Raw genomic sequence first — 13,000 nt, 5'->3', positions numbered from 1 at the left:
ATCCCTGCACCGACCATCGATACAGCTCAAACCCCTTTCATAGAGGGCAGTATTTTACTTGAACTTTGCCCTGAATGAAAGATCAAATTTTAAGTTGTCCACAGTTTGAATTTATATTTTAGCGGCCGTCCCAGTTAGAGGTGGCGGAAGGAACACAAGCTATACCACCATTTTTATCACTACCTTTAGTCCAACAGCGCTCTCCACGATGATTGAGAACAATATGACCATCTCCCAATTGTGCCGAACCGAATTTTGGTGTTGCTACGAGAGTCCATGTTCCGGCATTCACATTGGTTAAAGTTAGATCATACAGGCCCTGACCTGAAGTCGGAATAACAGCCGGACCTCCTATATCTGTCAAGGTAATAGGCACTGTAGTTCCAGCAGTAGGTCCAGCTTTTAAGAAAGTAAAATTGGCAATTCTATAGCGCTGTAACTTGCTTGCTGTATCAGTCATTACCGCCTGAGCATCTATACGCTTTGCTTTACGTACTGACTCTTGATAAGAGGGATAAGCAATTGCCGCCAAAACGCCAATAATAGCCACTACAATCATCAATTCAATAAGAGTAAAGCCTTTTAGATTTTTTACCATTCTTCACGTCCTGTAATTGTCGTTCCACAAGTCGCATTTCTAATATTATTTGCAGTGATATTTGCAAGAGTTTTATTTTTGCAACGTGTTCCCATACTGGTCATCAAAAAGTTAAAGTTATTTGTATCCGTACCTTCAGCGCGAATTACCCAACTCTGTCCAGCAGCAGCGTTATTGGTAAGAGTTCTGGTGGTATTCTCCCCATCTCTTACAGTAATCCGGTATTTAATAGAGCTGCCGGTAGCATTAACCGGCAGTATTAATGGATCAGGGATCGTCGAAAAACCCAAATAATTAAAGTTGCGCGATTTCCAACGTTCAAGTTCACTGGCAATACGCTGAATTTCCTGCTGTGCTTCTGTAGCATTCGCCCTTCGTACATATTGCTGATAGCTTGGAATGGCGATAGCGGCAAAAATAGCCACAATCACCACCACCACCATTAACTCAATCAAAGTAAAAGCTTTCTGGATAGATAAACCAATTTTCATGTATCACCCACTATTATTTGATTAGAATATTTTTTTCATACCAGCGTTGAGGAATCAGGCACATTTGGGTCGCTTCTCCAGTCCCCCCACTACTGGTTGTAGTGACAATAATCCGCCCACCTGTATTGGCACAATAATTTGAACTACTCGTAACTTTTTTATTATCATCTTGACCACCACCGCCCCCAGTGCCGCCACCACAATTACTTCCCGTACACTCAGCAGGTTTATCATTGCCTGTAGTGATATTTTGAATACCGATGCCAATAGGGGTACCCCGGCCTCCTCCACTTACAGGATCTTTAGATTTACACTGACCAAAAGGCAAACAGAACGTCGTCAAGAAACTTTCACCTTTTACCCCTGCACCACAATCGCCTGATATACCTGGTTTACTACTGTCAAATGTCGAAACATATAAACGATAGTTCATTGCAAGTGGTGTGCCGAAGACTTTCTCACTTTGTAACTTATATTTATCACAGTCTGTCTTTGTACCGTCACTACCCGCAACACAATTATCAAATTTATAGTACCAACCATTGGTTGAATAAGGTGCGATAATTGTTGAATTACTATAACGGTTTTCTTCAGTTATTAATCCCAAAGCAGTAATGTCCTTGGTATTCCAACTGGTTGCAGACAATAAGTCTTTACGTGCCACATCTTTATCATAAATATTATAAATTGCATCATATTCGACTCCAGCAGTGCCCACAGTATAGTTTTGCAAAGGCTGACTACGGTTGCCGCTACCTACCGATAAAACGGCAAATATTGAACCTTTTTCATTATAAATTGAAAAGCTTGGCATATCGTAAAACCGGGCACTTTTACCATCGTTCTTGTGCAGATTGAATAGTCTAACAGGCGCTTTGGCAAATGCTCCTAAAGCAGAAGCTTTATTATCTAAATCTATACGGAAAAGTTGTCCACTCAAGTCCCCAAAGTACAGATGATCAACCAAGTCATCACTATCCCGGTCTACTGCACGGATTTCACTCACTACGCTATACTTTAAGTTAGCATCATTTCGGCCAACCGGTGCGCTGGTTGCTGTTGCTGCACTGGTAGTTGCATTGGCACTCGCCCACCAAAGTAAGCTACCTGCATCAGAACCTTCAGCACTAAACATATACACGCCCGCGCCTTTTTTATTAATTTGATCATAGCTATCATTTTCATAGCCTTTTCCGTCTGTTCCTCCAGTACGGTCATAGCCACCACCGACAAACATCACCAGTTTACGTACTCCCCCCCAATTCACATAAGCCACTGTAGGTTTAGACCAACTTTCTCCCATATAACTTAGTGGCGTATTTGCACTCGCAGCATCTGGATTAATATGGAAATTCAACTTAGGAGAGTCAATATTTCGTAAATCCAAAGAATAATAGCTACGTCCTCCCATACGTAAGCCGCCGAAAGCTAATTGTTTACCTTTTTGATTAATGCCCTTACCTGTACCAACGGTAAGATTACCCGAACCATCAATCACATATTCGGTATGTACAGTCCATGGACCATCGACCCCGTAATAAAGGTTACTTATGCCGCCACTTGTAGAAGTATAGTTGCTAAAGCCTTCTTTTTGCTTATCCACCATTTCATTGGGTACAAAAGCAAATTTTTCTTGCCCTGTTAGGGCATCAACAACATGCAAAAGTCCTTGTGTCGTACCAAAAAGCACATAATCTTCACGACCTGTTGAACCAATTTTTTTAGTCGTTGCATCATAAGTTACTTTACCTTTATTGGTGACCAATACAGGCAAGGAATGCATGACTGCACCCATTTGACGTAATTCTGCACTTGCTGCTAATGAAGTGGTTGTAATACTGCCTGGATTAGCCGCATCGACGTTATAACCCAACAGACTCATCAAATAACCCCGACTTGGATCATCTTTATAGGTGGTATCTGTAAGATAATTGAGGTTAACTGTGCGCAATGCAGTATTACTGCTTGTAAATGTTGCTGCTGTACCGGTTCCCGTACCCACGCGATTGGTGAGCAACTTACGCTGTACAGTTCCATTGGCTGCACGCAATTTAAGCTGTGACCAAGCACCACCTTTAGCAGCAAATTTTCTGCTGCCGATGGTATTTTCATCTGCATCAGCGATGGCGGTATTACTATCTACACCATATGACCAAAAATCATACACTGCAGAAGTTAGTTTCCCATTAGCGTCATAAGTTGGTGTGATTAAGCGGCCACGACTATCATTAACATCTTTATTGCTTCTACCTTGCAATTTACCTGAGCTGCCAACCAGATATTTTTTCAGATTACCTACCCATAGGCGATAGCTCTTATCAGGGGTTGGCTGAAACTGTTGATAATAAGCATCATCCTGCAGTACTGCAGGGTTTAATGCATCTTTTGGAATAGTCGGTGAGCCTGTGGTAACGGATGGAATATCCGTTCCCAACTCCCCTAAGAAAGCATTTACACTATCTACTACATCTTGAGAGCTATTGCCTGAATACCAGCCCCCCTCCCCGATAATCCCCCAATATGCTGCTTTTTTAACATTACTATCAATTCTTCCTAACGCTGCAATATTTTCTGCTTGTGTTTTAGTTTTATCATAAGAACTCACATCATTAAAACTACTGCCAAATCCAACTACAGCTGTTTTAAATTTTAAACTTGCTGGATTTTTAGTTGGATCTAATAAATTTAAAGCCAGTTTATTTAGACAGTCATAACTACTATTATCACAAGTAAAGTTTTGCCCTTGCGAACCTAGTGCACCCTGCATTAATGGCAAAGAATCAGAGTCTTGTGTCGGATCACCATCTGTAAGAACATAAATACCTTGACCACTACATTTTTTGATTTCTTCTTCTTGTGTTAGCGAATTTGGAGACTGATATACTGAGCCATTTTTAGTTGTGCTATGAGAGTAATTAAAACCACTGTTATTATTTGAAACCTCGACCACACCTGTATAATCATAACAAGTGCCTGAACGATTAGTATCATTTATTTTTACGCTACAATCTCTAGTAGAAATATGGCTTCCGCTTGGTAAAAGATCGTTAGTTTCTGACCATGTAGAACAAGATGTATAAGTATTATTCCAGCTACTGCAACTGTACTTCTTGTTATTATTTCTCTCAAAATAATATGGCATCGAAACAACATTACGTTGATAAGCAGCTGTAGTTGTTCCCATTAAATAAGCAACTGTTTCTGCAAATGAGCGTGCCGTTGGTGTATTTGTATTAGCTCCTAGATTGTCTACTGCATCTAGTAATATCTGCCTTTGAGTTTTTGTTCCAACCAAAACATCCAAACGTCGAGCTGGTACAAGTACCGCGCCTGTATTATAGTTGTTAGAACTATACCTTGCTCCCAACGTAGATAAACCTAAGACTTTATCATCTGAAATACGCGTTATCCCTTTATCACTATTACCTCCCAATAAGTCTTTCATCGCTGTCTTAAGACGTGCTATACGATTTTGACTAGTGCCATCATATGAGTTTCCCCCCATACTTCCAGAAATATCCAGCATAAACATCAAGGTAATCGTACCTGACTTAGCTTCCTGATAAATATCAATATCACTGGCTTGAGTTACACTGGTCGCTATCATACTGGTACAAAATGCTGCAATACTGGCTGCAAACAATTTATGACGACAGGATGTTTTTTCGCTATTTTGAATATTTTTCATCTTGTTATTCCCCATTTCATATAAAGTCTTGTGCAATCATGTATTCAGTCACCTGCGTGGTAAACGGTACATTTAATTTTGCCAAGCAGTCTGTCACACTATCATCCACCCTGACTCCATCCACATCCTTAGCTGTAGAGGGTGTAACGCCCGATGGAATAGTGACTTCGCTCATATGTGAATTTAAACATGCATCTATCTTGGCAGCACTTGTTGTGGTGAGGGTTGGCATAATAGACACCGCAAATACTTTTACAGGTTTATTTTTCTCAAACTTTACCCCTTTTTCATCAGTGCCGTATTGCATGCCATAAAAGGGATCGTTGTCTAACTGACTTGAAAACTTGACTGAGACTTGAGTCATGGCTGCTCTACGACCACTGGTAAAAAAATTACCGCTGTTTGCCGAAACACTGCAATACCCCTCTGTTCCCAAAGTATTATTGGTTGGAGCATTCCCTGATTCCCATACCATCAGACTGGCACGATTAATATCAAAAAAGTTAGCTTCTGCACCACGAAAGCAAAATACCATTTCTTTATCTTTATTTGCGGCACCATTGATATAACCAAACATGCCACTTGCGGTTAAACTCTGAATCAAATTTGCTTCCCGCTCAATATTAAAGAACGCTGCATCAGAGTTCTGCATCACTAACTGTTGTGCTTGGCTATTGGTGGCAACATTCAAAGAAATCAGACCCTGTTTAATGGCCAAAGTACCAATAACTGTAATTGCCACTAACATGATCATAACTACAATCAGTGTCGCACCGCGTTGAGATGAATAAGATTTCATTATCGATCCCCAAAAGTATTGCGCAATGCAATGGTTTGTGAAATCACTTGGCGAACATATTTTGGCGCATTTGCCGCTGGTTTTTTTACCTTAACCAACTGATCTAACACTTGAAAAGTCTGATCATTCGAAATGATTTCGTCACGGCTGACTGACTGCCCCGAACGCACTAAAGCGCCAATTTGTACGGATAAAATACGTGGACGAGAACCCGCTGCAATTGCCATATACTCATTAATAGGCAGATAACGATAACTGGTATCATTTTGCACACCAAGCAGTACTCTAAAATGGTCCACGCGTTTCATAATAATCTCACCGCCTGTGCTACCAAATAATCGTGTATTTAATGCTTGAGATGGTGCGCCTCCTTCTACTCTCACCACAGCTGGCGTATCTGCTATGGCGTAGAACCCTGCTTCACAAGCTAACGCAAGCGGACTATTCGGCTCATTAGTCACGGCATTTGCATCCACGCGTAAAAAGTAACGCTGAACAACCATTTGTTGACCAAAAGGTATATTACCACCTGGGTTTTTTACTCGAAATCTTAACTCTCGACCTTCACAATCATAGCCACCCACCCAGTCATCATCGGTATCTACTGTTGTACCTTTATCATCTAAAATATATTGAGGTCGGTATTGGATAGTAAGTTGATCGCTTAATAGTGTCCCGCCTGTACTGGGTTGAACATTAGATACACCGGTCCAAGCAGGCGCAGTTCCAGCCGTCATGCCTTGGCTTCTTGATACCAAATTGACACCTGCACTATTTCCAGTAATGGTTCTAAACAGATTACTTAAAGGCCTAGCAGGACTAGAAGTATTATCTAAAGTTGCATTCGCTGAGGAAGTTAAAATCACACCGCCATATTGAGTTTCATCATTAGTACTGGCTTTCACCACGTTCAAGTTGGTTAAACGAATATCTTTAACAATGTAGTTCAAACCAAAATTAGCATTATCTTGTAAATCAGACATACCTGACTGTAAAACATAACTTTTCTGCCCTGTAAGAAATAGCATTGTTGCAGCAGCAGCGATCACCAGCCCAAGTGCCAGTGCAATCATGAGTTCTATCAGCGTAAAACCTGCGTGAAATTTAGTCATATCAATATAACTCCATAATCAAACAGGTCGAGGCAGGGTTATACGCTGTATTATTGGTACAATCACCTTGCCCCGTACCATTTGTTGCACTCGTATCTCCCCATGCAACATAAACGCAGTTACGTCCATCGCTATTTCCCTGACACTCCATCACATTCATACTCATTCCTACTGACCTTGCACGTACAGTAACTTGTGCTACATCAAAATCTGCAAGTTCAGTCGTACTACAATTTGTAGTAAAGCAATTTTTGGCTGATACAGTTTGCTTATCCGGTGTCCCTATTTCGCTCATATAAGTATCTACAACACCACGGTTTATTCGTACTCTTTCCGCCAAATCTCTTGCAATATTAATAGCTTGAACACGATATCCACTTTCTAAAGTCGCCTCAACAGCACGATATTGCAGGGCAATAAAACCCAACACCCCAATTGCCAAAATCAACATAGCAACCAACACTTCAATTAAACCCACACCATTCTGATAATTTCTTGTTTTCATTAACATGTCCCCTCTGTCACGTATATTGTTCCCATCAAAGAAATGCTAATATTTTTAGATTTATTACCACCACTTTCATTACAAATAATGAAGGGCTTGCCATTAATATCCGCTGCAAAATTTTTCACCCCTCCACTCAACAGAAAGGTAATTTCGGTAGGAGAACCGGATTTTAATATTGCTTTATCTTGCGACGCCCAATTTAATTGTGTTGGGGTATCTGCAGCCAAAGAATTTAATTGAACTCTGACTTCTCTACGCTCTAATATAGCTTTAGAACGCGCATTATTAAGCTGACCTATCAACTCCTGAGTACTTCTATTCAAATTTTGTTTTTGTATTAAATTTCCAAAAGAAGGAGCTGCCATCATCGCAATAATTGCCATCACTGCAATCGTGACCATCAACTCAATTAAAGTGAATCCCTGATTTTTATTTGTTTGCTGCATAGTTCCCCCGGATAACAAAACTTTACCCTATTAAAAATAATATCTCACTTAATTACAAATTAAACACATAACAGGATAAAAGGCATAAAAAAACAGATAATTGCCAAAATACAATTATCTGTTTTTTTAAAATTTTCAGAATGTTAACTCATTCACGCTTTATGCCTGTGTTACCGGTATACGTAACTCTTTCGGCAAACTAAAGGTAATATTCTCTTCTCGCCCATCCAGCTCTTTAGGCGCTTGTGCACCCCAATCCTGTAAACGCTGAATGACTTGTTTAATTAGAATTTCCGGTGCAGATGCGCCTGCTGTTACCCCAATCTGGGCATTTTCTGCAAACCATTCCTGTTTGAGCTCATCGGCATTATCGACTAGGTAAGCCGCTTTACCCATACGCTCAGCCAGCTCACGTAAGCGGTTTGAATTAGACGAGTTTGGTGAACCGACCACAAGTACGACATCACAACGTTCAGCCAAGTCGCGCACTGCGTCCTGACGATTCTGCGTTGCATAGCAAATATCATCTTTACGTGGACCTTGAATCAGCGGAAACTTCTGGCGAAGTGCATCAATCACTTTCGCTGTATCATCAATTGATAAAGTCGTTTGAGTGACAAAAGCCACTTTTTCAGGATTGCGTACCGTTAAAGCGGCGACATCTTCTTCATCTTCGACCAGATAAATCTCACCGCCATTTTTTTTGTCATATTGCCCCATGGTACCTTCGACTTCTGGGTGACCTTCATGACCAATCAGGATCGCTTCTACACCTTCACGGGCATATTTAGTGACTTCAATATGCACCTTAGTCACTAAGGGACAAGTCGCATCAAAAACCTTCAGACCACGACATTCAGCTTCTTGCTGCACTGCTTTGGAAACACCATGTGCGCTAAAAATCACGATATTATCGTCAGGAACTTCGTCGAGTTCATCGACAAAAATCGCACCACGTTGACGTAGGTCATCGACGACAAATTTGTTATGCACCACTTCATGCCGTACATAAATTGGTGGATTAAAGCATTCTAGGGCACGGTTCACGATCGCAATGGCACGATCTACACCAGCACAAAAACCACGCGGATTGGCTAAAACAATTTCCATAGAATCCTCAATACTCGCACCATTTTTGGCGGTTCAATTGAAATAAATGTAAACAATCGACTGACAACTATTTAGTTTAAAGTCGCTCTACTCTAAAATAGAGAAGATATTTTATCATATCAGGAAAAATATCATGTCGGGTCTCTTGTTTGTCGTTTCTGCAGCGTCTGGAACAGGCAAAACATCCCTTGTTAAAGCCCTACTTGAGCGTGTCAACAATCTTCACGTTTCTGTGTCACACACTACACGCGGTCAACGACCTGGCGAACTCGATGGCGTACACTATCATTTCTCCAATAAAGAAGATTTTTTAAATCTGGTCAATGAAGGTGGTTTTATCGAATACGCTGAAGTATTTGGTAATTACTACGGTACCGCGCAAGCCACAGTGAAAGAGCAACTGGCCAAAGGTCATGATGTATTACTGGAAATTGACTGGCAAGGTGCGCAACAGGTTCGTCGACTTTTTCCTGAATCTAAACAAATTTTTATCCTACCACCAAGCCAGTTTGACTTGCGTGAACGCCTGTCTAACCGTGGTACTGATGCGGTGGATGTGATTGAACACCGTCTGAGCTGCGCGGTAGAAGATATGCAACAATATAGCAACTTTGACTATATCATTATTAATGACGACTTTAATAAAGCACTACATGACCTTGAAGCGGTGATTATCGCCAATCGTCTGGTGCTTAGCCAGCAAGCCAACCGTCATGAAAAACTGATCCAGAAACTGATTACGCCGACTGAGCAGTGATTAAAACTTGAGTCTATAGACAAAGCCTTTTATACTGTGCAGTCTGTTAAAATTTATTATTCAAACGAGAATTCTTATGGCACGCGTCACCGTTGAAGATTGTTTAGACCATGTAGACAACCGCTTTGAGCTTGTACTAGTGGCAAGCAAGCGCGCGCGTCAATTGGCACGTCAAGGTATTGAACCAACTGTAGAATGGGACAATGACAAACCGACTGTTGTTGCTTTACGTGAAATCGCTTCAGGTCATGTATCAAAAGACATTTTGAAACAACGTGATCAAGACTATCAAACATCAAGCTTGGATCTTGCACTTTCTGCAAACAATCTAAACTTAGACGGTTTTTCTTTCCAATAAGAGATCGTCACTCAAAAAGCCTAGTTCTAAACTAGGCTTTTTTTGTTATGTGACTTTTATATTTATGCCAGAACGGTTATAACATAAGGGTTAGCTATCAAGTTTGTATTGGTTTTCTGCTCGCTAGCAGCAAAAAACCATCAAGTCAGGAAATTCACATTTCTAGAATGCTCTCACGTTTTATTTGTAAAAAATTTAGTTGAAAAGGTGTTTTATGCCAGGCCCACAGGTCAGTCAAGCCAAGCAGCAGTTAGAGATCATTATCGATGCGTATTTAAGTGAAAGCGATGTCGAACGTGTGCTTGCGGCCTGTGATTATGCAGATATGGCGCATGACGGGATTGTGCGTAAAAGTGGTGAACCTTATATTCTGCATCCGATTGCGGTCAGCTGTATCTTGGCGCATATGCGTTTGGACACTGAAACATTAATGGCCGCCCTGCTGCATGATGTAATTGAAGATACCGAATTTAACAAAGATGATATTAGCAAGATTTTTGGTTTTACCGTTGCTGAACTGGTCGATGGTGTCACCAAACTCAGCCATTCCAGTGATAAAGAATATAATAAAGCGGCTTCTTTCCGGAAAATTCTGCAAGCAACTCTACAGGATCCGCGTGTCATTATTGTAAAACTGGCCGACCGTTACCACAATATGACCACTTTGGATGCACTACGTCCAGACAAACGGGCACGTATTGCACGCGAAACCTTTGAAATTTTTGTTCCAATGGCACGCATTGTCGGCATGAATGAAATGGCCGATAACCTGGAACATCTGTGCTATCAAAATCTAGATCTGGACATGTATAACAATGTACAGGCAGCCCTGTTAGAGACCAAGCCAAAACGCTGTGAATACCAGGCCAAATGGGAAAAGAACCTGACCGAACTGCTGCAACAGAATGCCATTCAAGGCCGGATTAAGAAGAAAAATAACAATATTGAGCTACTGCGCCACTTCGTTAAAAATGACATCGATCTACAAGAATTGACTCACAGCCATGCTTTTGAAATTATTTTACAGAGCATCGCTGATTGTGACCGACTGGCAGAAATTCTGACCCAAAGTTTTAAAATCCAGAGTTATGAAGATCATATCCGCCGCCCCTTACCGGGAGGCAACCAGTCCTTGATGATGCGCTTGAAAGGTGAAGATACGACCCTGTCTCTTACCATTCAAACCGAACTCATGCGCAAAGCAGCACGTTTTGGTGTCGTTCTCGGTGAAAGTGCCCCACAAGCCTGCCGCTCTGCGATTCAGGCCTCGATGCAAAATCTGAATGTTCTGGTCGATGGTGAATGCGCCAAAACTACTTTCAGTGAATTACTGGACTATCTCCACCAAGAAAAAATCTGGGTCTATACCCCGCACGGCCATTTACATGAATTGCCGCAAGGTGCCACAGCGGTCGACTTTGCTTATGCCGCGAGTTTATTCCTGGGCAACCATGCGGTTGGTGCAAAAATTAATAATGAAACCAAGCCGCTTTCAACGCCTTTAGTGAGTGGCCAGGTGGTTGAAATCATTACTGATGTCCTTGCGACTCCGAACCCAGATTGGCTCAGTTTTATTAATACCCAGAAAGCTCGTCGTGCTATTCAGAATATTCTGCGCGATCAGGATCCAGATGAGCAGCGTCTGGTCGGACAACAGGCTCTCAATCGTGCCTTGAAACTGTTCCATCGTTCCATTCGTGATCTGACTGAAGCAGACTGGAAAAATCTGTTGGAGTGGCGTCATGTTTCCAGCAAGGAACAGCTGTTTGAACAGATTGCAGTCGGTGATTTATTACCGCAACTGGTGGCCAACCATTTATTTGCCCAAGATCAGCATCAGAATATCGCCAGTTCAGACCGTCTGATTCAGGGAACAGAAGGTGTCGATGTCAAATATGCACATTGCTGCAATCCTGTGCTGGGTGATCCGATTCAGGGTCATTTGACCCGTCGCGGTCTGATTGTGCATCGTGCGCGCTGCCACAACCTGCTGCATGAACAGCATCAGCATCCAGAAAATATCATGTTGTTGCAGTGGACCTCTGATGATCTGGAAGACATCAGCTTTACTGCCTATCTCAGTATTGACCTGAACATGAATGACGAGCAGATTTCCGACCTGATCTATCAATGCCGTAAAGCGCATTCCGGGGTGGAAATGGTGCGCACTCAGGATGACAAAACTTATGTCAATATCGTGGTGCATAACCGTAAACAGATCGCACAGATTATCCGGGATTTACGCATGTATTTCGGTTTTCCACGAATTATTCGTCTGGCACAGCCGGTTGTTTTCAGTGAAGCCTCTAAAGCAAGTTAATCATTTAAAACGATAGTGCTTTTATCGGCCGAATTGATCGAATATGATGTATGTCGATGATAAAAGGAGAAATTAATGTCCCGCCAAGTAATCCATACTGAAAATGCCCCTGCTGCGATTGGCACTTATTCGCAAGCCATTTTAGTGGGTGATACCTTATATCTATCAGGTCAAATTGGCCTGGATCCTTACAGTATGGAACTGGTTGAAGGCATTGAAGCTCAAATTCGCCGGGTGTTTGATAATTTAAAAGCAGTCTGTGAGGCAGCCGGCGGTTCTTTGGCAGATATCGCCAAACTAAATATTTTCCTGACCGACTTATCTCACTTTCAACTTGTGAACCAGATTATGGGCGAGTATTTTGCCCAGCCTTATCCAGCACGTGCTGCTTTAGGTGTCGCCAGCCTGCCTAAAGATGCCTTGGTTGAAATGGATGGCATTGTTATCATTAATCAATAAGTTATAAAAATCACTCAATCCTCACCCTGCAATATCTCATTCTAAATCATGAATCGCTTTTGTGTGGAAATCCGAGCAGTACTTGGGTTTCCGCTCAGGTGGTGATTTTTTATCTAAATCATCAATCATGATAAAAGCTATTTCAAATGATTTTTATTGACAAACGATAACAATTATCAATAATATTACTTATCTTATTTAATCACTGTGGTTGTGTCCTATGTACGTTTGTTTATGCCGTGGCATTACAGATCAAGACATTAAAGATGCTATTGCAAATGGCGCTGAAAGTTATCGTGATGTTCGCGATATGTTGGACTTGGGGACTTGCTGTGGCCGCTGTGCACCAGAAGC

The 13,000-nt window shown here is 41.6% G+C and carries 13 protein-coding genes; 5 read left to right on the top strand and 8 right to left on the bottom strand.

The features are described from left to right. Positions 1–118 precede the first annotated feature (118 nt). The 8 genes from WAK81_RS05725 to ispH all read right to left on the bottom strand — a co-directional run bounded on the left by WAK81_RS05725 (position 119) and on the right by ispH (position 8,752). Positions 119–598: a type IV pilin protein gene (locus WAK81_RS05725; RefSeq protein WP_422196052.1), complete on the bottom strand. Its 480-nt coding sequence runs from the start codon at positions 596–598 to the stop codon at positions 119–121. Then, on the bottom strand, positions 592–1,089 hold the full coding sequence (locus WAK81_RS05720; RefSeq protein WP_422196051.1) for a type IV pilin protein: 498 nt from the start codon (positions 1,087–1,089) through the stop codon (positions 592–594). The genes WAK81_RS05725 and WAK81_RS05720 overlap by 7 nt, the downstream gene beginning before the upstream one ends. Before the next feature lie 13 nt (positions 1,090–1,102). Further along, positions 1,103–4,777: a pilus assembly protein PilY gene (locus tag WAK81_RS05715; protein WP_422196050.1), complete on the bottom strand. Its 3,675-nt coding sequence runs from the start codon at positions 4,775–4,777 to the stop codon at positions 1,103–1,105. A gap of 16 nt (positions 4,778–4,793) precedes the next feature. Next, positions 4,794–5,576 (bottom strand): pilus assembly PilX family protein, encoded by a 783-nt coding sequence (locus WAK81_RS05710; protein ID WP_422196049.1) that lies wholly within the window; start codon positions 5,574–5,576, stop codon positions 4,794–4,796. Next, positions 5,576–6,688, bottom strand: a complete 1,113-nt coding sequence (locus tag WAK81_RS05705; RefSeq protein WP_422196048.1) for a PilW family protein — start codon at positions 6,686–6,688, stop codon at positions 5,576–5,578. The genes WAK81_RS05710 and WAK81_RS05705 overlap by 1 nt, the downstream gene beginning before the upstream one ends. A gap of 1 nt (position 6,689) precedes the next feature. After that, positions 6,690–7,193: a type IV pilus modification protein PilV gene (pilV, locus tag WAK81_RS05700; protein WP_422196047.1), complete on the bottom strand. Its 504-nt coding sequence runs from the start codon at positions 7,191–7,193 to the stop codon at positions 6,690–6,692. Further along, on the bottom strand, positions 7,193–7,642 hold the full coding sequence (locus WAK81_RS05695) for a pilus assembly FimT family protein (RefSeq protein WP_422196046.1): 450 nt from the start codon (positions 7,640–7,642) through the stop codon (positions 7,193–7,195). Before WAK81_RS05695 ends, pilV begins: the two co-directional genes overlap by 1 nt. Positions 7,643–7,801: 159 nt before the next feature. Next, positions 7,802–8,752, bottom strand: coding sequence for a 4-hydroxy-3-methylbut-2-enyl diphosphate reductase (gene ispH, locus WAK81_RS05690; RefSeq protein WP_422196045.1), 951 nt, complete (start codon positions 8,750–8,752; stop codon positions 7,802–7,804). A gap of 133 nt (positions 8,753–8,885) precedes the next feature. Between ispH and gmk the strand changes: the two genes are divergently transcribed. The 5 genes from gmk to WAK81_RS05665 form a co-directional block, all read left to right on the top strand. Further along, positions 8,886–9,509, top strand: a complete 624-nt coding sequence (gene gmk, locus WAK81_RS05685; RefSeq protein WP_004281187.1) for a guanylate kinase — start codon at positions 8,886–8,888, stop codon at positions 9,507–9,509. A 76-nt stretch (positions 9,510–9,585) separates the two neighbouring features. Then, positions 9,586–9,867: a DNA-directed RNA polymerase subunit omega gene (gene rpoZ / locus WAK81_RS05680; protein WP_004281186.1), complete on the top strand. Its 282-nt coding sequence runs from the start codon at positions 9,586–9,588 to the stop codon at positions 9,865–9,867. A 214-nt stretch (positions 9,868–10,081) separates the two neighbouring features. After that, positions 10,082–12,187, top strand: a complete 2,106-nt coding sequence (locus WAK81_RS05675) for a RelA/SpoT family protein (RefSeq protein ID WP_422196044.1) — start codon at positions 10,082–10,084, stop codon at positions 12,185–12,187. A 75-nt stretch (positions 12,188–12,262) separates the two neighbouring features. Next, on the top strand, positions 12,263–12,646 hold the full coding sequence (locus tag WAK81_RS05670; protein WP_004644973.1) for a RidA family protein: 384 nt from the start codon (positions 12,263–12,265) through the stop codon (positions 12,644–12,646). Between the two features lie 220 nt (positions 12,647–12,866). Continuing rightward, the coding region (locus WAK81_RS05665) for a (2Fe-2S)-binding protein (protein ID WP_422196053.1) at positions 12,867–13,000 on the top strand (134 nt) is incomplete at its 3' end.

Source organism: Acinetobacter sp. (genome assembly GCF_049284435.1).
In the GTDB taxonomy this organism is placed as follows: domain Bacteria; phylum Pseudomonadota; class Gammaproteobacteria; order Pseudomonadales; family Moraxellaceae; genus Acinetobacter.
The sequence above is the reverse complement of the archived record's forward strand: the minus strand, read 5'-3'. Positions and strand labels throughout refer to the sequence as shown.

Coding starts and splice junctions, on each gene's coding strand:
- WAK81_RS05725 (WP_422196052.1), bottom strand. CDS start 598: ATGGTAAAAAATCTAAAAGGCTTTACTCTTATTGAATTGATGATTGTA.
- WAK81_RS05720 (WP_422196051.1), bottom strand. CDS start 1,089: ATGAAAATTGGTTTATCTATCCAGAAAGCTTTTACTTTGATTGAGTTA.
- WAK81_RS05715 (WP_422196050.1), bottom strand. CDS start 4,777: ATGAAAAATATTCAAAATAGCGAAAAAACATCCTGTCGTCATAAATTG.
- WAK81_RS05710 (WP_422196049.1), bottom strand. CDS start 5,576: ATGAAATCTTATTCATCTCAACGCGGTGCGACACTGATTGTAGTTATG.
- WAK81_RS05705 (WP_422196048.1), bottom strand. CDS start 6,688: ATGACTAAATTTCACGCAGGTTTTACGCTGATAGAACTCATGATTGCA.
- pilV (WP_422196047.1), bottom strand. CDS start 7,193: ATGAAAACAAGAAATTATCAGAATGGTGTGGGTTTAATTGAAGTGTTG.
- WAK81_RS05695 (WP_422196046.1), bottom strand. CDS start 7,642: ATGCAGCAAACAAATAAAAATCAGGGATTCACTTTAATTGAGTTGATG.
- ispH (WP_422196045.1), bottom strand. CDS start 8,752: ATGGAAATTGTTTTAGCCAATCCGCGTGGTTTTTGTGCTGGTGTAGAT.
- gmk (WP_004281187.1), top strand. CDS start 8,886: ATGTCGGGTCTCTTGTTTGTCGTTTCTGCAGCGTCTGGAACAGGCAAA.
- rpoZ (WP_004281186.1), top strand. CDS start 9,586: ATGGCACGCGTCACCGTTGAAGATTGTTTAGACCATGTAGACAACCGC.
- WAK81_RS05675 (WP_422196044.1), top strand. CDS start 10,082: ATGCCAGGCCCACAGGTCAGTCAAGCCAAGCAGCAGTTAGAGATCATT.
- WAK81_RS05670 (WP_004644973.1), top strand. CDS start 12,263: ATGTCCCGCCAAGTAATCCATACTGAAAATGCCCCTGCTGCGATTGGC.